The sequence below is a fragment of the Streptomyces ureilyticus genome, assembly GCF_011045025.1.
Lineage (GTDB): Bacteria > Actinomycetota > Actinomycetes > Streptomycetales > Streptomycetaceae > Streptomyces > Streptomyces ureilyticus.
This window is the reverse complement of the sequence record NZ_JAAKZX010000064.1, coordinates 27,011-44,976: the sequence shown is the minus strand read 5'-3', so window position 1 is coordinate 44,976 and position 17,966 is coordinate 27,011. Positions and strand designations below refer to the sequence as shown.

Genomic DNA, 17,966 nt, shown 5'->3' with positions numbered 1-17,966 from the left:
CCGCAGTGAACGTGTACGCGGTGAAGATGGTGCCGCCCAATAGCAGCCACGTCCAGAAAGTACCGAGCACGCGGTCGGAGAGCGCCCAGCGGTCGAGCGAGGTAGGGGCGGCGGGGGCGAAAAACCCTCCCCGGCGTCACCCGGCCAGGGCTACGCCAGCCCTCGGCGGGCAACCGCCGGCGGCCGGTGGCCGGCGATCGACGCGACCATGTCCAGGATCTGGCGGGTCTCCGCGACCTCGTGGACGCGGTACACCCGCGCTCCGAGCCACGCCGAGACCGCCGTCGTGGCGAGGGTCCCGAGGACCCGTTCCTTGACCGGCTTGTTCAAGGTCTCGCCGACGAAGTCCTTGTTGGAGAGGGAGACCAGCACGGGCCAGCCCGTGGCGACCATCTCACCGAGCCGCCGCGTGGCCTCCAGGCTGTGCCGAGTGTTCTTGCCGAAGTCGTGCCCGGGATCAATGAGCACGGACTCCCGCGGCACCCCGAGCGAGACCGCCCGCTCGGCCAGCCCGACGGTGACCCGCAAGATGTCGGCCATGACATCCGCGTACGCGACCCGATGCGGCCGCGTACGAGGCCGCGCACCCCCCGCGTGCGTACACACCAGCCCTACCCCGAACCGCCCGGCGACCTCCGCGAGCCGCGGATCGACCCCGCCCCACGCGTCGTTGAGCAGATCCGCGCCCGCCTCGCAGACCGCCTCACCGACCTCGTGCCGCCAGGTGTCGACGCTGATGATCACGTCGGGGAACCGACGCCGCACCTCGGCGACGAAACCCACCGTGCGTCGAGCCTCCTCCTCGGCGCTCACCTCCTCCCCGGGACCGGCCTTGACCCCACCGATGTCGATGATGGCAGCACCCTCTGACACGGCCTCTTCCACGCGCGCGAGCGCCGGTTCGTCGCGGAAGGTGGCCCCCTGGTCGTAGAAGGAGTCGGGGGTCCGGTTCACGATCGCCATGATCACCGGCTCCTGCGCGTCGAACTCGCGCCCGCCCAGCCTGAGCATCCCCTGTGACCTCTCCCCAGTCGTCCTCGCTGTTCGGCCACCCTCATCGGCCGCCTGCGACCCTAACTGTCAGAGTCGCATGGCACGATCGGAGCCTGACAGTTTCCGCGTCGACGCGTACCGCGTCGGCAACAGCCGGTGGCAGCCGGTGACAGAGCGTGGGGGACCGCAGCGATGTTCATGTTCTTGTTCCTGGTCGTCGCCCTCGTCGTGGTCGTCGGCGCGGTGACCCTCTCCGTGGTGGGCGGCGGCGACAGCACCGCCCTGCCCGAGGCTCCGCCCGAGCGCCTTGTGGACCCCCTGCCCCTGGACCGCCCGGTGCATCGCGGTGACGTGGAGCTGCTGCGCTTCCCGGTGTCCGTCCGCGGCTACCGCATGGCGGACGTCGACGACGCCCTCGGCCGCCTCGCCGCCGAACTGGCCGAGCGCGATGCCCGGATCGCCGACCTGGAGTCCGCGCTGGCCGGAGCGAGGGCGGCCCGGGACACCTCCCTGGAGCAGCACCCGGAGGACGACCACCGGTGAGCGAGGCACTGAAGGGACCCGACGGAGCGCTGCGCTGCCCCTGGGCCCTGTCGACCGACGACTACGTGACGTACCACGACCAGGAGTGGGGCCGCCCGGTCCACGGCGACGACGCGCTGTACGAGCGGCTGTGCCTGGAGGCCTTCCAGTCGGGCCTGTCCTGGATCACGATCCTGCGCCGCCGCGAGGGCTTCCGCGCGGCTTTCTCCGGGTTCAAGATCACCGACGTGGCGGCCTTCACGGACGAGGACAGGGAGCGCCTGCTCGCCGATCCGGGCATCATCCGCAACCGCGCCAAGATCGACGCGACACTCGCCAACGCGCGCGTGCTCGCCGACTGGCCCTCCGGGGAGCTGGACGCGCTGATCTGGTCGTACGCACCGGACCGCGCCTCACGTCCCGCTCCGAAGACCCTCGCCGACGTCCCGGCGGTCACCGACGAGTCGACGGCCCTCTCCAAGGCCCTCAAAAAGCGAGGCATACGCTTCGTGGGCCCGACGACGGCGTACGCCCTGATGCAGGCGTGCGGCTTGGTCGACGATCACCTGGAGGCGTGCGTCGCACGCCTCCAGTAGGCGGTGTCGGCGCAAGTCACCGCCCTACGTACGTCGGCTTCTCCTTGTTGACGAAGGCCTGCACCGCGATCGCGTGGTCCTCCGAGGAGCCCGCCCGCGTCTGCAACTCGTCCTCCTTGTCCAAGGTCTCCGCCAAGGAGTGCGTCAGCCCGTAGGCCACCGACTCCTTCAGCGCCGCGTATGCCACCGTCGGACCCTCGGCCAGCGCCCGCGCCACCTTCTCGGCCTCGGCACGCAGCTCGGCGGGCGGCACGAGCCGGTTCGCGATACCCAGCTCGTACGCCTCCTGGGCTTTGATGCTCCGCGGGAAGAGCAGCAGGTCGGCGGCGCGCCCGGGGCCCACGACCCGCGGCAGGGTCCACGAGATGCCGGAGTCCGCCGTCAGGGCCACCCCCGCGAACGACGAGTTGAAGGCCGCCGTGTCCGCCACGATCCGGTAGTCCGCCGCGAGCGCGAACCCGAAGCCCGCCCCGGCCGCCACCCCGTTCACCGCGGCGACCACGGGCTTCTGCGCCCCGGCAAGGGCTCGCACAATCGGGTTGTAGTGCTCCCGCACCGTGCTCATGGTGTGCCCCGATCCGGTCTCCCGGTCCGCGGCGAGCAGCCCGATGTGCTCCTTGAGGTCCTGCCCGACGCAGAACGCCCGGTCACCGGCGGCGGTCAGCAGCACGGCCCGTACGGCGTCGTCGGATGCCGCGGACTGGACCGCGTCCCGAAGGGCGATCTTGGTCTCGATGTTCAGCGCGTTCATCGCCTCGGGGCGGTTCAGCGTGATCGTCGCGAGTCCGTCGCTCACCTCGTAGAGCACGGTGTCGGCCATGGTGGGTCCCCTCCGGTGTCACGGCTTCGTCGTCGTCTTTGTAGTCGTCTTCACAGGCGTCTTCGTGGTCGTCCGAGGACAGCATGGCGGAGATCATGAGCAGTGGCTGCGTTCAGAGATGTGACCTGCGTCAAAGAATTCCGGCGCCCGAAAGTCGATGCGGTGGCGCAGTATCGCAGTCACATCGCCGAATTGAGTGGTTTTGCTCAAGCGCGTTGCGCAAGCGATGCCGACTGATGTTGGTCATCGGGTCCTGAGATGCGGGATAATGGCCTGGAAGCAATGTGTTCGATGCCGGTGACGCGTGTCCTGGAAGAAGGACGTGTGCCCTCGAAGGGGCCGTCGGCGACGATGAGCTGGTTTCAGGAAGGGGAACGAGCATGGCGGCCATGAAGCCGCGGACGGGTGATGGCCCGCTCGAGGTGACCAAGGAGGGGCGGGGCATCGTCATGCGCGTTCCGCTCGAAGGCGGCGGTCGGCTCGTCGTCGAGCTGACCCCTGACGAGGCCGACGCGCTCGGCGACGCCCTTAAGAAGGTCGTCGGCTGACGCGGGAGCGACAAGAAGGTTTTGAGCCGCCCCGGCGCCGTTTTGGTGCCGGGGCGCTGTCGTTCCAGGTCTACGACACGTAATCAGGTCTACGACACGTGACGGCTCAGCGCTTGACCGCGCACAGCAGGCCGTCGCCGACCGGCAGCAGCGAGGGCAACAGGTCCTGGTTCTCGCGGACCGTGCGCAGCAGCTCGCGCTGGCGCAGTACCTCTGTCGGCTGTGGGCCCGAGTCCACGGTCCGGCCGTTGGAGAAGACGCCCTCGAAACAGACAAGGCCGCCGGGGCGCAGCAGGCGCAACGATTCAGCGAGATAGTCGAGGTATTCCAGGCGATCCCCGTCGCAGAAGACGAGGTCGTATCCGGAGTCCGCGAGGCGGGGCAGAACATCCAGGGCGCGGCCCGGAATGATGCGCGCACGATTACTGGCGAAGCCGGCTGCGCGGAAGGCCTGCCGGGCGAACTGCTGGCGCTCCGGCTCCGTGTCGACGGTGGTCAGTACACCGTCCGGCCGCATGCCGTGCAGCAGATGAATTCCGGAGACTCCGGTTCCGGTTCCGATCTCCGCCACCGCTTTCGCGCCCACGGTGGCGGCGAGCAACCGCAGCGCGGCGCCGGTGCCGGGCGACACCGAGCGCAGCCCTGCCTCCCGGGCCCGGTCCCGGGCCCAGTGCAGCGCGTCGTCCTCGGCGACAAAGGCGTCGGCGAACGCCCAGCTCGTCTGCCGGTTGCCGCTAATGACCCTCTCCCGTCCCCGTGGTTGCCTGGGCGTGACTGTATCCGTTGCCGTCGGGAACCCGCAGATGGGACCGGGCGTTTAAAGGGGTGCGGAACGACGCGGGGGGTAGCCGATGGACAAGGACACCGAGCAAGTGCTGACGCAATCGCGGAAGCGCGTATCAATTTCTCGTAAAACCGCTTATCCGGAGCTAACGGGCGAGGTGGCTATGGTAGGGGCTCCACTGGACACCACCAGAGCCGACAGGGGAGGTGCGGCTGTGCCTGGGGATCGAGGAGGGGTGCTGAGGCGCCTGCTCAGATCCGCGGGTGAGCCGAAATCCGTGACCGACACCGCTGACAAGTACCGCGCTGCCGATTCCGCTCAGACCGCGACCTTCACGTCCGACGCGGACTCGCAGGCGTGGACTCCGCCCACCTGGGAGGAGATCGTCAGCATGCACAGTGGCCGGGTCTACCGGCTCGCTTACCGCCTGACGGGCAACCAGCACGATGCCGAGGACCTGACCCAGGAAGTCTTCGTCCGGGTCTTCCGCTCCCTGTCCACGTACACGCCCGGCACCTTCGAGGGCTGGCTGCACCGCATCACCACCAACCTCTTCCTGGACATGGTGCGCCGCAAGCAGCGCATCCGGTTCGACGCGCTCGGCGACGACGCGGCCGAGCGGCTGCCCAGCCGTGAGCCATCCCCGCAGCAGGTCTTCAACGACACGCACTTCGACGCGGACGTCCAGCAGGCGCTCGACACCCTCGCACCCGAATTCCGCGCCGCGGTCGTCCTGTGCGACATCGAGGGGCTTTCGTACGAGGAGATCGCCGCGACCCTGGGCGTCAAGCTCGGCACGGTCCGCAGCCGGATCCACCGCGGCCGCTCGCAGCTCCGCAAGGCCCTCGCCCACCGGTCGCCCGAGGCCCGCGCCGAGCGCCGTGGCCTGGTCGTCACCGGAGTGCCCGCTCTGGGAGGAGGGGGCGCGACCGCGTGAGTGGATCACGTCCTACGCCGGCAGAGCAGCACCTGGGAGACCGACTCTCCGCCCTGGTGGACGGAGAGCTCGGTCATGAGGCGCGTGAGCGCGTCCTGGCCCACCTCGCGACCTGCGCGAAGTGCAAGGCCGAGGCCGATGAGCAGCGACGACTGAAGAACGTATTCGCGGAAGCGGCTCCACCACCGCCCTCCGAGAGCTTCCTGGCACGCCTCCAGGGGCTGCCCGGGGGAAGTGACGGGGACGGGGGCGGCTCCCGGCTGGGCGGAGGATCCTTCGGGTCGTCCGGCGCCTTCGGTATGCGGCACGATTCGGGTTTCGGCGTGCGGCACGACCCGTTCGAGTATGTGCCGAACGGTCCGCATGCCGCGGTGCTGCCCTCGGAGCAGCGCGGGTTCCGTATCCATGACATCAGCAGGCGTGAGGCCGACCGCTCGGCCTCACGCGGGCTGCGCTTCGCGTTCGTGGCGGCCGGGGCCGTATCGCTGGCCGCGGTCGCGCTCGGCGGGGTGTCGACCGGTGTGCCCGACAGCACGGACGCACGGGCCGGGTCCGGCGCGGGCAGCAATGTGACCCCGGCGCGTACGCCGGGCACGGGCGCGGCGACCACTCCCGAGCAGCGCCGCCGTGGCTTCGCGCCGCTGCTCGCCCAGGGACAGCGTTCCTTCACCGCGGAGCAGGCCGCTCCGACCGCGGTGTCCGCGCCGCTGCTGCCGGGAATGCCCCCGCCTGCCGGGCAGCAGGACGCGCGTCCGCCGCATGCGCTCACCTCGCCGGTGGTGGGCGATGCAGCCGCTATGTCCCCGCTCATACGTCCCCTCGAGACGCACCCGCCGGTCACGCTGACCTCGTGGGCGACGACCTCTCAGTTCGCGACGCCCGGCCTGTCGGCCATCGTGCCGCTGCCCGAGTCGCCCGCCTCCCCCTCGCCTCCCACCGCTCGCTGAACCCGCCCTCTGCGCGGCGGCCGGTGAACCTGGTTGAATCCAGGGATGGGCCGCGCCCACCGGAGGGACCCGGGGCGCGGAGTCGACAATCCGCGGCGCAGCCGACGCGCCGTGCCGCGGGCCAGGCGACACCGACCCCGGACGGGTCGCCGCCGCGGCGCTGCGCGGCCGGTCCGCCCGCGCGGACGTGGCGGAGCTGCGCGAGTTGGCCACCGACGCGGCTGCGGGCCTGATCTCCGAGGACCCCGCCTATTCGACGCTGGCCGCCCGGCTGCTGGCCATCGGCATCGCGGCCGAGGCCGCCTCGCAGGGCGTACGGTCCTTCTCCGAGTCGGTCGCGGCCGGGCACCGCGAGGGCCTGATCGCCGACCGCACCGCCGAGTTCGTACGGATCCACACGGCTCGCCTCGACGCGCTCATCGACCCCGAAGGCGACGACCGCTTCGGCTACTTCGGGCTGCGTACGCTCCACAGCCGGTACCTGCTGCGGCACCCGGTCACCCGGAGCGTCATCGAGACGCCCCAGCACTTCATGCTGCGCGTGGCGAGCGGACTGGCCGAAGACGACAGCGGCCGGTCCGTCGACGAAGTCACCGCGCTTTACCGCCTGATGAGCCGCCTCGACTACCTGCCCTCCTCCCCCACCCTCTTCAACTCCGGTACGCGACACCCCCAGATGTCGTCCTGCTACCTCCTCGACTCCCCGAAGGACGAGCTGGACTCCATCTACGACCGCTACCACCAGGTCGCCCGGCTCTCGAAGCACGCGGGCGGCATCGGCATCGCGTACTCCCGTGTCCGTTCCCGCGGTGCGCTGATCCGCGGCACGAACGGGCACTCCAACGGCATCGTCCCGTTCCTGAAGACCCTCGACGCCTCGGTCGCCGCCGTGAACCAGGGCGGCCGGCGCAAGGGTGCCGCGGCCGTCTACCTGGAGACCTGGCACTCCGACATCGAGGAGTTCCTGGAGCTGCGCGACAACACCGGTGAGGACGCCCGGCGTACGCACAACCTGAACCTCGCGCACTGGATCCCGGACGAGTTCATGCGGCGGGTCGATGAGGACGGCACGTGGTCCCTGTTCTCGCCCTCCGACGTGCCCGAACTGGTCGACCTGTGGGGCGAGGAGTTCGACGCCGCCTATCGCAAGGCGGAGGCGGACGGTCTCGCCAGGAAGACCCTCCCGGCCCGCGAGCTGTACGGCCGCATGATGCGGACCCTCGCCCAGACCGGCAACGGCTGGATGACCTTCAAGGACACCGCCAACCGCACCGCCAACCAGACCGCCCTGCCCGGCCACACGGTCCACTCCTCCAACCTCTGCACGGAGATCCTGGAGGCGACGGACGACGGGGAGACGGCGGTCTGCAATCTGGGGTCCGTGAATCTGGGTTCCTTTGTCGACACATCGACCGGTGATCTCGACTGGGAACGGCTGGACGCCACCGTCCGCACCGCCGTCACCTTCCTCGACCGCGTCGTCGACATCAACTTCTACCCGACCGAGCAGGCAGGCCGGTCGAACGCGAAGTGGCGGCCGGTGGGCCTCGGCGCGATGGGCCTCCAAGACGTCTTCTTCAAGCTGCGCCTGCCCTTCGACTCCCCGGAGGCCAAGGCGCTCTCCACCCGCATCGCCGAGCGCATCATGCTCGCCGCGTACGAGGCCTCCGCCGACCTCGCCGAGCGCAGCGGCCCGCTCCCGGCCTGGGAGAAGACCCGTACGGCCCGGGGCGTACTGCACCCCGACCACTACGACGTCGAACTCACCTGGCCCGAGCGCTGGTCGGCCCTCCGCGAGCGCATCGCCGCCACCGGCCTGCGCAACTCCCTCCTCCTCGCCATCGCCCCCACCGCCACGATCGCCTCCATCGCGGGCGTCTACGAGTGCATCGAGCCGCAGGTCTCCAACCTCTTCAAGCGCGAGACCCTGTCGGGCGAGTTCCTCCAGGTCAACTCGTACCTCGTCAACGAGCTGAAGGCGCTGGGCGTTTGGGACGCCCGCACCCGCGAGGCCCTCCGCGAGGCGAACGGCTCGGTGCAGGACTTCACCTGGATCCCCGAGGACGCCCGACGGCTCTACCGCACGGCGTGGGAGATCCCGCAGCGCGGGCTGATCGACATGGCCGCCGCCCGTACCCCGTTCCTGGACCAGTCCCAGTCCGTGAACCTCTTCCTGGAGACGCCGACCATCGGCAAGCTCTCCTCGATGTACGCGTACGCCTGGAAGTCGGGCCTGAAGACGACGTACTACCTGCGCTCCCGCCCGGCGACCCGCATCGCCCGCGCGGCCGGTTCCTCCACGGCCGCGGCTGCCCCCGTCCCCGTCCCCGTACAGCAGGCCGATCCCGACGCGGTCGCCTGCTCCCTGGAAAACCCCGAGTCCTGCGAGGCCTGCCAGTAATCATGAGTGACAAGAACCTGCTCGACCCGGGCTTCGAGCTGACCCTCCGCCCCATGCGCTACCCCGACTTCTACGAGCGCTACCGGGACGCCATCAAGAACACCTGGACCGTGGAGGAGGTGGACCTCCACTCGGACGTGACAGATCTCGCGAAACTGTCACCCGGCGAGCAGCACCTCATCGGCCGTCTCGTCGCGTTCTTCGCGACCGGCGACTCGATCGTCGCGAACAACCTGGTGCTCACCCTCTACAAGCACATCAACTCCCCCGAGGCGAGGCTCTACTTGAGCCGTCAGCTCTTCGAGGAGGCCGTGCACGTCCAGTTCTATCTGACACTGCTCGACACCTACCTCCCCGACCCGGAGGACCGTGCTGCCGCATTCGACGCGGTGGAGAACATCCCGTCCATCCGCGCGAAGGCGGAGTTCTGCTTCAAGTGGATGGCTGCACTTGATGGAACAGACGGGGTGGAGAAGATCGACCGGCTGGAGAGCAAGGCCGACCGCCGCCGTTTCCTGCTCAATCTCATCTGCTTCGCCGCGTGCATCGAAGGGCTCTTCTTCTACGGTGCCTTCGCGTACGTCTACTGGTTCCGCAGCCGTGGCCTGCTGCATGGACTGGCGACCGGTACCAACTGGGTGTTCCGGGACGAGACGATGCACATGAACTTCGCCTTCGACGTGGTCGACACCGTCCGCAAGGAAGAGCCTGAACTCTTCGACGAGGAGTTGGAACGGCAGATCACCGGCATGATCCGGGAGGCCGTCGAGGCCGAGCTGCAGTTCGCGCGCGACCTGTGCGGTGACGGCCTCCCCGGCATGAACACCGACTCGATGCGCCAGTACTTGGAGTGCGTCGCCGACCAGCGACTCGTACGCCTCGGACTGGCGCCCGTCTACGGCTCCGAAAACCCCTTCTCCTTCATGGAGTTGCAGGGCGTTCAGGAGCTGACCAACTTCTTCGAGCGGCGGCCCTCGGCGTACCAGGTGGCGGTGGAGGGCACCGTCGGCTTCGACGAGGACTTCTGATCCTGGTGACCTCGTTGATCCAGGGCTGAAGCCTGCTCGGCCTCCCTGAGCTGACGGTCGATGCGCCGGTCGCGCATGACACCGATCACGGCAGGGAGGACGAGCAGGACCAGGATTCCGAGGACGGTGACCATTCCGATGAGTGCTTCCATGCGTGTCGTATCCATGGACACCACTGTCGCGCTTATTGCTCCTTACCGGCAGTGGCAGGACTGCCGCACACCCTCGATTTCCTGCCAGGCTTCGGCCATACTGGCAGCATGCTCAAGAACGTGGCCGCGGTCCTGCTCGACGGTGTGCACCCCTTCGAACTCGGCGTCGTCTGCGAGGTGTTCGGCCTCGACCGCAGCGACGAGGGCCTGCCCGTGTACGACTTCGCGGTCGTCTCGGCGGAGGGCCCGTCGCTGCGCACTCATGTCCCCGGCTTCACGGTCTCCACTCCGTACGGGCTCGACCGGCTCGAAGAGGCCGACCTGATCGCCGTACCGGCCGGAAGCGACTTCATGGATCGCGAGTACCCGCCCGAGCTGCTCGACGCCCTGCGCCGGGCTTGCGACCGCGGGGCGCGCGTGCTCAGCGTCTGCTCCGGTGTCTTCGTGCTGGGCGCGGCCGGGTTGCTCGACGGGCGGCGCTGCACGGTGCACTGGCGGCACGCGGACGAGCTCTCTCGCCGCTATCCGCGGTCGACCGTCGAACCCGATGTGCTGTACGTCGACGAGGACCCGGTGATCACCTCGGCCGGCACCGCCGCCGGTATCGACGCCTGTCTGCACATCGTCCGCAAGGAGCAGGGCACGGAGGTGGCGAACAAGATCGCCCGGCGGATGGTGGTGCCGCCGCACCGTGACGGCGGCCAGGCCCAGTTCGTGGAGCGCCCGCTGCCGGTGTCCCGGTGCGACACGGTCGGTGCGGTCCTGGTGTGGATGGAGCGCCACCTCGACGAGGAGATGACCGTCGAGCAGCTCGCCAGCCGTGCGCACATGTCCCCGCGCACTTTCGCGCGCCGTTTCCAGCAGGAGACCGGCACCACGCCGTACCGCTGGCTGCTGCGCCAACGGGTGCTGCTGGCCCAGCAGTTGCTGGAGGCGACGGACGAGACGATGGACGCGATCGCGGGTCGTACGGGGTTCGGGACCGCGGCCGCGCTGCGCCATCAGTTCGTACGGTCGCTGGGGACGACCCCACAGGCGTACCGGCGCACGTTCAGGGGCCCGCGGGACGAGCCCGCCGAGGTCGCCTGAACGTGCGCCCGCCGGTACGCGGGTTCAGCGCGGTACGGCCTTCATCAGCAGCCGCCTCGGCCGCAGCGTGATGCCCAACCGGGTCGAGCGGTCCGCCCCGGGCGCGTACTCCAAGCGCAACCTCGGGATCAACGTCGCCAGTACGATGGCGAGTTGGGCCATCGCGAAGTGGTCGCCCGGGCACTTGTGGTTGCCGACGCTGAACGGAGCCATCGCGTACTTCGGGACGTTTTTGGCGCGTTCCGGATGCCAGCGGTCGGGGTCGAACTCCAGATGGCGCTCGTACGACCTCGGATCGCGCTGGACGGCCAGCGGACTATAGACGACGTCCGCACCGGCCGGAATGCGGTACCCGCCGAGTTCGGTTTCGGTCTGTGCCCGGCGCATCAGAATCCAGACCGCGGGCCGCAGGCGAATCGCCTCGGTGATGACATTGTTCGTGTGGGTCAGCTTCCTGATATCGCCGAACGTGACCGTACGGTCACCCACGACGGATTTGACTTCTTCGCTCACTCGCTCCGCGTGTTCGGGATACTCGGCGAGCAAGTCCAAGATCCACGCCAACGTGGCCCCGGTCGTTTCCGTGCCCGCCACGAGAACCTGGACGGCTTGGTCGTGCACCTCCTGATCACTTATCGGGTCGCCATTCTCGTCCTTCGCCTCGAGCAGAGCCGTCAGCAAACAGTCGGGCCTGTCTACGGCGAGCCGGCGCTCGGCGACGACTTCGTCGGCGAGCCGGTGCATTTCGGCCAGCGCACGGTCGAATTCGCGGTGGGACGGAATCGGCAGCCGGTAGAACGGGCCGAACGAGAGGAACATCCGCCGGAACATGCCCTCGAAGATCGTGGCAAGCGCGGTGTGCACTCGCTCGGCCAGTTGGTCGGTCTCCTCGATCCGCAGCATGCAGCGGGCCATGACGCGGGCGGTGACGCGGAACGCCTCCGCCGTCATGTTGACCTTGTCACCTGGCCGCAGGCGTTCTGCGAGGGCGTGTGCCTCTTCGGCCATGACTTGCTCGTACCGGGGGATCGCATCCTTGCGGAACGACGGCTGGACCGTCTGGCGCTGGCGCCGGTGCAAGGCGCCGTCGGTGGTCGCGACCCCCTTGCCGAGCAGGACGTCCAGGGTGTCCCACAACGGCCCTCCGATCCCGAAGTCGGCGTTGAGCGCCAGGGCTCCGGTGAGCTCCGGGGTGGTGACTGCGTACAGCGCCTTCGGGCCCAGCCTGATCCGTACGACGTCGCCGTGGTCGCGCAGCCGGGTGAGGAACCCCAGCGGGTCGCGCACCATCTTCCAGCTGTGGCCGAGAACGGGGAGCCCGCCCCGGACGAGTGACGGTTCCAGCGGCTCACGCGCCTCAGCGGGCGCGGGTTTCACGGACTCGACAGTCATTTCTCACCTGCCGCTTCATTGTTGACGTAGGGCGGTGTGGAGCGGTCGTCCCAGCTGTCGACCGCGTACCGGCCGGACTCGTGGTGGAACCAGTACACGGAACTGAACCAGTTCCGCATATTGAACAGACACGCCCGTACGGCGGCCGCTAATGCGGCACCGCGCGCGGATCCGTTGTCGAGCCGGTCCGCGTACCGCAATACCTCCTTTTCCACCCGGAGGAATTCGGTGACGGTGCCCTGGACTCGCCGCCGTACTTCCGTGACGGCCTCGGTCAGTGTCAGCCCTTCATGGTGAATGAGGCTGATTCCGAGATTGTGGACCTCATCTCCCGCTATTTCCTTGGGGAGTGAGCACAGATCGTTGTACCAGGCGGCGAAATCCTGGCACAGCAAGGCCGCCCGCCGGTATGCGGGATTCCTCAGTACGGCGCTGGGTAGTTCGTACTCCGCGCTCGGTTCCAGCAGATCGAGCCAGATCCAGTGCGCGAAGGTCAGCCGCCGCAGTGCGAGATAGTCCTCGACTTTGGGGACGATTCCCGACGTACGGTTGTGGAATTCTCGGTCGTACGCCTCGATGACGGCGTGGAAATGCCGGGCGAAGCGGGCGTTCCACCTCCTGCTCAGGAACGAGTACAGCCGCACCATGCTGTCCGCGAACCCCGCGACCACGGGGTCCCGGTGGTGCAGATGGTCCTGGGGGGAGTCGAGGGCCGCGTGCAGCTGGTGTTTGAGGTGCCGCCAGGCCAGCGGCCTTTTGTGGATCACGTCACGGTCGTGCCGGTCGTCCCAGACGAAGAACCACGCGCTGTAGTCCGCGATCGCCTGGAGTACGTCGTCCGGCGCACCGATGTAGTAGCCGGCCATCAGGTCCGTGTAGCACAGCTCATCGGCGTAAGCCGCGACCTTGTCGGGCGACATCAGGCGCTTTTCCAGTAGCCAGGCCCGGGTGTTCTCCTGAAGCCTGGGCCAATACGGATGGAGTTGCCGGGGAAACTGGGCCTCGATCACCGGGAGATTGAGCGCCGGTGGAACCGCGACCCGGGTGTGCGTTGTTGCGGTGCTCTGTGAGAAAGCAGGCACGAACAAACCCCTCTCAGCCGCCTTTTGACATATGCCCCTTTCGCTGCGTTGGGCATGTGTCGTTTGCGCACCCCCGTCCTTCCATGAAGCACCACAACCGACAGTTAGGGAACAGATCTGCTCCCCTCACTACCCCATGGTGCCGAGAACGCCCTCTTGCGTGACTCATTTTGGTTCTATGGTGAACGAAAGAGATCGAACGTCCGACGGACACACGAACGAAGCCTGGCCGGAGAGACTTCCGACCAGGCATGGTTCGCAGGGATGCATGGGACGCGTGGGCCCCAACTGTCGTTTCCTGTCGCGGCCGTTCGGCCATCGTTCAGAAGGCGGCCGGCAGAGGACCGACGGCGGACGCGGAGGGTCAGTCGTTGGCCACGACCGGGTAGCGCGGCTCGTTCTCGGCCATCTGCCGCAGCGCGTCCTTGCGTTCACGCTTGGAGAGCCGGTCGATGTAGAGGTAGCCGTACAGGTGGTCCGTCTCGTGCTGCAGGCAGCGGGCGAAGTAGCCCGTGCCGCGCACCTTGATCGGGTTGCCCTTCTCGTCCTGCCCGGTGACCTCGGCGTAATCGGGGCGGGCGAGCGGCGCGTACGCGGTCGGCACGGACAGGCAGCCTTCGCTGCCGTCGTCGAGTCGGCGCTGGTCGGCGGGCAGCTCCACCAGCTTGGGGTTGCAGACCACGCCGACGTGGCGCTTGCCCTCGTCGTCCCCGCAGTCGTAGACGAAGACCTTCAGGTCGACGCCGATCTGGTTGGCGGCCAGGCCCACGCCCTCGGCGGTGCGCTGGCTGGCGAACATGTCGTCGACCAGCTTGGCCAGTTCGTCGCCGAAGTCGGTGACGTCCTTGCACTCCTTGTGCAGCACGGGGTTCCCGACGACCGTGATGGGCCGCGAGGTGCCGCGCTCGCGGTACGCCGCCTCGCGCTCCTCGCAGTCCTCGGTGTCGATGACGAAGCCGTCGTCGTCCACGGGGAGCACGCCCGCGTGCTGCTGATCGGTGTCCTGCTGCGCCATGACCGACGTTTGCCTTCCTGGGATCCTCAAGAAAAAGTTCGGGTACAGCCTACGGCGATGGCTGAGCGGCTTTCCGCGCCCCGCGAGGCCGCGCAGCCGTCCAGCCCCCGTAAGGCGCGCAGCCGTCTAACAGACCTCTTCCAGATCCCGCCAGTCACGGGTGTCCGGGCTGTCCGCGACCCAGCCGTCGAGCAGACCTCGCACCAGCGAGGCCGGCGCAGCCAACCCGCACTCCCGCTCGGGCATCCACAGCGACCCGTCGGTGCGATGGCCGAGGGGCCCGGGATGCCCGGGCTCGCTGTGGTCGTGCGGGTCGAGATGCTCGCCGTCGCCCTCGTCGGACGGCATGCGGGACTCCGAGCACATACGGCACAGCAACCGCACCGAGGACGACCAGTCCTCGGCGGCGAAGCCGGCGTCGGCCGCGAGCCGCTCCAGGGCGTCCCGGTCGTCCTCGGTCTCCGCTTCCAGCAGTACGACCCAGGTGGGGACCGGTGAGGGCGCCCACAGCTCGATCTCGTCGAACACGGGATACGCGTGCCCGGCGGCCGTGGTCCGCTCGCCGTGCGGTACGCCGTCGTGCAGGACGACCTCGCCCCAGCGCCGCCCGGAGGACGGCAGCGGAATGGACAGCACCTCGATCCGGGCCGGGTCCAGCCGGCGCCCCCACACGACCTCGGCCTCCCCCTCGGGCGACAGCCGTACGGCCGCGCTGCCCAGCTCCATCCCCACCGGTTCCCCGGAGGCGGTGACGCCTCCCCCGCCCTTCGGCCGGTAGGTGCCCCCGGGCACCTTCAGCCCGTACGCCTGCCAGGCCCGGCGGGCGAGGGGCCAGTCCTGCAGGGCCGTGGCCGCGATGCCCACGTTCCACCAGTCAGGCGCCCCGGTCGCCCGGTCGAGCAGCGCCACGGCCCTGAGGCCCGCGGCCCGCGCCTGCTCCCAGTCGTGCCGGAACTTGTGCAGCAGAGCGAGGTTGAACCAGGACTCGGACAGCCAGGGCTCCAGGTCCGCCGCACGCGTGAGCAGCGCTCCCGCGTCCTCGTACCGGCCGTCGCCTATCAGCGTGAACGCGCGGTCGGTGGCCTGCCGCCATGAGGCGGAGGGCCGGTGCCGTCCCTTGCCGAAGATCCTCATTCCCGCCTGCCAGTTCGTCGAAGAGCGTGCAGCCTCGGGCTGGACTGTGCCCCCTGTTGTCCTCTTCCTCGCATCCAACCACGTACGGCCGGACGGGCGCTCATTACCCAGGGGTTACCCAGCCTGGACCGGGGTCAGACCGCTCATCGCGCCACGTCGGAGGCGAGTGCCTTGGTCAGCTGTTCAACCGTGGCCGGAGACTCACGCTGGAACGCGGCGAGATCGAGGCCGTCGTCGCCCTTGACCGTGAGCAGGGCACGGTCGCCGACGGCGACGACGATGACGTGACCCGAACCGCAGCGGGCCACCACCTCGCGGAGCGCACCGACACCGGCGGTATCAGCCATGCGACGTCCCACTCCGAGGGTCGCGGCGGCGAGGGCGGCGACGGACTCGGGGTGGACGGTGTCGGTGTCCGCGACGACGAGCAGGCCGTCCACGGTGGACAGGACGCTCTCGGAGACCCCCATCACCCGTTCACGCAGCGAAGCCAGAATGCCGGTCAGGGAATCGGGCGGTGGGGTTTCGGTCATGGTTGGTGCTCCTTGGGTCCTGGCATATGCGGTGCTGATATGTTCGATGCGCGCTCGGCGGAGTCGGCCGGGGATTTCAGGCTGGCGATTTCAGTCGGTATCCGGGAGATCCCGCAGCGCCCGGCGGACGCGCCGCAACATGTCGACCGAGGGCGCCTCGGCGGCCAGTTCCTCGGCCGTGAGCGTCGACAGGAGAGCGGGCGCGGCCGGTGCGGCATCGCGTCGTGGCAGCGGTCGGCGTACGGGCAACGGTGGGGGTGCGAGTGAAGAACCGGCTTCGGCTTCCGGCGGAGGCCGGGCGTCCGTAATGGCGCTGCCTCGTTCGCGTTCTTGCTCCTGCTCTGGTTCTTGCTCCTGGTCCTGGTCTTGCTTCGGTTCTTGCTCTTGTTCCTGGTCCTGGTCTTGCTTCGGTTCTTGCTCTTGTTCCTGGTCCTGGTCTTGCTTCGGTTCTTGCTCTTGTTCCTGGTCTTGCTCTTGTTCCTGGTCTTGCTCTTGGTCTTGCTCTTGTTCCTGGTCTTGCTCTTGGTCTTGCTCTGGTTCCTGGTCTTGCTTCGGTTCTTGCTCTGGTTCCTGGTCTTGCTCTTGCTCTTGCTCTTGTCCGCGCTCGGGTTCTTGCTCGGGCGGGGGCGCGGCTGCGTCGCGTTCCCAGGGTTGTGCCGCTCGGTCGTCGTCGGTGCTCACTACCCTCCCTTCTTCTTCTGTCCGACGTCCTGTGCGGGGGACGCGCCGCCGGGTCTGCGCTTCGGCAGCGGCGCGGCCTCGGGGGGCCGTACAGCAGTGGTCCGTACGGCGGTGGTCGGCTCGGCCTGCGGCACACGAGGCGCGGTGCTCGGCCGGCCGTCGGCGGTGGTCCTGGTCTCCCACTGGACGAGGCGCAGGGCCTCCAGGCGGATCAGGTCCAGCATGACCGCGTACAGTCCGCGGCCCAGCGCGAAGGCGATGTCACGTGGCGTACGACGTCCGTTGACGCTGTCCAGCACATCCCGGTGCCGGCGCGCGAGCCACCCGTCGGAGCCACGGGGCGCGGCCTCGGCGACCCGAGCGGGCCGGACACGTGTCAGCTCGCCCGGCGGCCCCCACAGACGCGACAGCAGCGCCATGCGCCGGGAGGCCTCCTCGGTCAGCCGCCGCGGCTCGACGCCCGGCTCCGCGAGGAGTACGGGCTCCCGGTCGCTCAACTCCCAACTGCCCGGCGGACTCAGCGCCATGGCGAACGCCGCGTCGAACACGGCCGCGGTGCAGACGACTTCGAGTTCGGCGGCGCCGATCAGGCCCTCGGCCACCAGGTGTCCGCCCAGCCGGTCCGCGTCGGGCTCCGCGGCGCACGCGGCCAGCCAGTCCTCGTCACCGATCCGTCCCGCGGTGAGCAGCGCCGATGTCGCGGTCGGAGCCCCTGGCGTCTCGATCGCGCCCACCAGCCCGTTCCGCAGATGAATCGATCCTCCGGGTAAGCCGGAGACGCGCACCGTTCCGCTGAAGCCCTCTGTGCGAAGGCCCTGCAGCAGCGCGGGCACATTGCGTGCCGTGGGCGCTGTCACGCCAGTACCTCCGCGGCCCGGTCGCCCAGACTGCGCAGGGCCAGCGCCATATTGGCCCGGTCCCGGTCGAGGCCGGCCGCGAGGATCAGCGGATCACCCCCGGGTCGTACTACGGAGAAGAGCACCTGATGGCGTTTCGTGCTGGTGGTGACCACGCTCTCCAACTCCCCGTCGGCGCCTGCCGCGCCCAGCCGTTCGGCGATGAGGGCGGCGAACTCGGAGACCTCCGGCCCGTCGCCCGCCTCGGCGATGTCTCCCGCGGTGCAGTAGGTGAGGCCGGTGACCGCGTCGATGAGGGCGACGCCGTTGACTCCCGGGGAATCGAGGAGCCGGTCCAGGGAAGCCTGGAGCGCCGTACCTTTTTCCCCCATTCCCCCTCCACCTCCCTGGGCCGCACAGTACTTTGAACGTCAACTTGCATAACTCGCCGCAAAGTTGACCGCTTGCGACCCACA

General features: G+C 68.9%; 20 protein-coding genes. 8 read left to right on the top strand and 12 right to left on the bottom strand.

Going from position 1 to position 17,966, the window contains the following annotated elements:
• Positions 1-150: 150 nt before the first annotated feature.
• A complete protein-coding gene (folP, locus tag G6048_RS21145) occupies positions 151-1,011 on the bottom strand; it encodes a dihydropteroate synthase (protein ID WP_165341138.1) in 861 nt (286 codons plus the stop codon).
• Between the two features lie 174 nt (positions 1,012-1,185).
• Here folP and G6048_RS21140 point away from each other — a divergent pair, with 174 nt between their 5' ends.
• Both G6048_RS21140 and G6048_RS21135 read left to right on the top strand, forming a co-directional pair.
• Positions 1,186-1,536 (top strand): DivIVA domain-containing protein, encoded by a 351-nt coding sequence (locus tag G6048_RS21140; RefSeq protein ID WP_165341137.1) that lies wholly within the window; start codon positions 1,186-1,188, stop codon positions 1,534-1,536.
• Positions 1,533-2,111, top strand: coding sequence for a DNA-3-methyladenine glycosylase I (locus tag G6048_RS21135; RefSeq protein WP_165341136.1), 579 nt, complete (start codon positions 1,533-1,535; stop codon positions 2,109-2,111). Before G6048_RS21140 ends, G6048_RS21135 begins: the two co-directional genes overlap by 4 nt.
• 16 nt (positions 2,112-2,127) lie before the next feature.
• Here the strand turns inward: G6048_RS21135 and chcB are convergent, their stop codons facing one another.
• Positions 2,128-2,931 (bottom strand): 2-cyclohexenylcarbonyl CoA isomerase, encoded by an 804-nt coding sequence (chcB, locus tag G6048_RS21130; RefSeq protein ID WP_165341135.1) that lies wholly within the window; start codon positions 2,929-2,931, stop codon positions 2,128-2,130.
• Positions 2,932-3,311: 380 nt separating this feature from the next.
• Between chcB and G6048_RS21125 the strand changes: the two genes are divergently transcribed.
• Positions 3,312-3,479, top strand: a complete 168-nt coding sequence (locus G6048_RS21125; protein WP_003966491.1) for a DUF3117 domain-containing protein — start codon at positions 3,312-3,314, stop codon at positions 3,477-3,479.
• Positions 3,480-3,585: 106 nt separating this feature from the next.
• Here the strand turns inward: G6048_RS21125 and G6048_RS21120 are convergent, their stop codons facing one another.
• A complete protein-coding gene (locus G6048_RS21120; protein WP_165341143.1) occupies positions 3,586-4,284 on the bottom strand; it encodes an O-methyltransferase in 699 nt (232 codons plus the stop codon).
• A gap of 214 nt (positions 4,285-4,498) precedes the next feature.
• Between G6048_RS21120 and sigE the strand changes: the two genes are divergently transcribed.
• The 4 genes from sigE to G6048_RS21100 all read left to right on the top strand — a co-directional run bounded on the left by sigE (position 4,499) and on the right by G6048_RS21100 (position 9,576).
• On the top strand, positions 4,499-5,200 hold the full coding sequence (gene sigE, locus G6048_RS21115) for an RNA polymerase sigma factor SigE (protein ID WP_165341134.1): 702 nt from the start codon (positions 4,499-4,501) through the stop codon (positions 5,198-5,200).
• Complete coding sequence (locus G6048_RS21110; protein ID WP_165341133.1) at positions 5,197-6,147, top strand: anti-sigma factor family protein; 951 nt, start codon at positions 5,197-5,199, stop codon at positions 6,145-6,147. Before sigE ends, G6048_RS21110 begins: the two co-directional genes overlap by 4 nt.
• A gap of 88 nt (positions 6,148-6,235) precedes the next feature.
• Entirely contained in the window at positions 6,236-8,548 is a 2,313-nt protein-coding gene (locus tag G6048_RS21105; RefSeq protein ID WP_328826551.1) for a ribonucleoside-diphosphate reductase subunit alpha, read from the top strand.
• Between the two features lie 2 nt (positions 8,549-8,550).
• A complete protein-coding gene (locus G6048_RS21100) occupies positions 8,551-9,576 on the top strand; it encodes a ribonucleotide-diphosphate reductase subunit beta (protein WP_165341132.1) in 1,026 nt (341 codons plus the stop codon).
• On the opposite strand, the gene G6048_RS21095 is transcribed toward G6048_RS21100, so the two are convergent.
• Positions 9,489-9,743: a hypothetical protein gene (locus G6048_RS21095; protein WP_165341131.1), complete on the bottom strand. Its 255-nt coding sequence runs from the start codon at positions 9,741-9,743 to the stop codon at positions 9,489-9,491. The two genes, G6048_RS21100 and G6048_RS21095, sit on opposite strands and share 88 nt — an antisense overlap.
• 93 nt (positions 9,744-9,836) lie before the next feature.
• Between G6048_RS21095 and G6048_RS21090 the strand changes: the two genes are divergently transcribed.
• Positions 9,837-10,817 (top strand): helix-turn-helix domain-containing protein, encoded by a 981-nt coding sequence (locus G6048_RS21090; protein WP_165341130.1) that lies wholly within the window; start codon positions 9,837-9,839, stop codon positions 10,815-10,817.
• Between the two features lie 24 nt (positions 10,818-10,841).
• Here the strand turns inward: G6048_RS21090 and G6048_RS21085 are convergent, their stop codons facing one another.
• The 8 genes from G6048_RS21085 to G6048_RS21050 all read right to left on the bottom strand — a co-directional run bounded on the left by G6048_RS21085 (position 10,842) and on the right by G6048_RS21050 (position 17,882).
• Positions 10,842-12,209 (bottom strand): bifunctional albaflavenone monooxygenase/terpene synthase, encoded by a 1,368-nt coding sequence (locus tag G6048_RS21085; RefSeq protein WP_165341129.1) that lies wholly within the window; start codon positions 12,207-12,209, stop codon positions 10,842-10,844.
• Positions 12,206-13,291: an epi-isozizaene synthase gene (gene cyc1, locus G6048_RS21080; protein ID WP_328826545.1), complete on the bottom strand. Its 1,086-nt coding sequence runs from the start codon at positions 13,289-13,291 to the stop codon at positions 12,206-12,208. Before cyc1 ends, G6048_RS21085 begins: the two co-directional genes overlap by 4 nt.
• A gap of 364 nt (positions 13,292-13,655) precedes the next feature.
• Positions 13,656-14,306 (bottom strand): peptide deformylase, encoded by a 651-nt coding sequence (def, locus tag G6048_RS21075; RefSeq protein WP_165341127.1) that lies wholly within the window; start codon positions 14,304-14,306, stop codon positions 13,656-13,658.
• Between the two features lie 126 nt (positions 14,307-14,432).
• Positions 14,433-15,440 carry a tetratricopeptide repeat protein gene (locus G6048_RS21070; RefSeq protein ID WP_165341126.1) on the bottom strand — a complete coding sequence of 336 codons (1,008 nt, stop codon included), beginning with the start codon at positions 15,438-15,440 and terminating at the stop codon, positions 14,433-14,435.
• A 143-nt stretch (positions 15,441-15,583) separates the two neighbouring features.
• On the bottom strand, positions 15,584-15,973 hold the full coding sequence (locus G6048_RS21065; RefSeq protein ID WP_165341125.1) for a roadblock/LC7 domain-containing protein: 390 nt from the start codon (positions 15,971-15,973) through the stop codon (positions 15,584-15,586).
• 90 nt (positions 15,974-16,063) lie between these two features.
• Positions 16,064-16,654 (bottom strand): hypothetical protein, encoded by a 591-nt coding sequence (locus G6048_RS21060; protein ID WP_165341124.1) that lies wholly within the window; start codon positions 16,652-16,654, stop codon positions 16,064-16,066.
• Positions 16,654-17,511, bottom strand: a complete 858-nt coding sequence (locus tag G6048_RS21055) for a DUF4388 domain-containing protein (protein ID WP_165341123.1) — start codon at positions 17,509-17,511, stop codon at positions 16,654-16,656. The genes G6048_RS21060 and G6048_RS21055 overlap by 1 nt, the downstream gene beginning before the upstream one ends.
• Positions 17,508-17,882 carry a hypothetical protein gene (locus G6048_RS21050; protein ID WP_235990117.1) on the bottom strand — a complete coding sequence of 125 codons (375 nt, stop codon included), beginning with the start codon at positions 17,880-17,882 and terminating at the stop codon, positions 17,508-17,510. The genes G6048_RS21055 and G6048_RS21050 overlap by 4 nt, the downstream gene beginning before the upstream one ends.
• Positions 17,883-17,966: the final 84 nt, after the last annotated feature.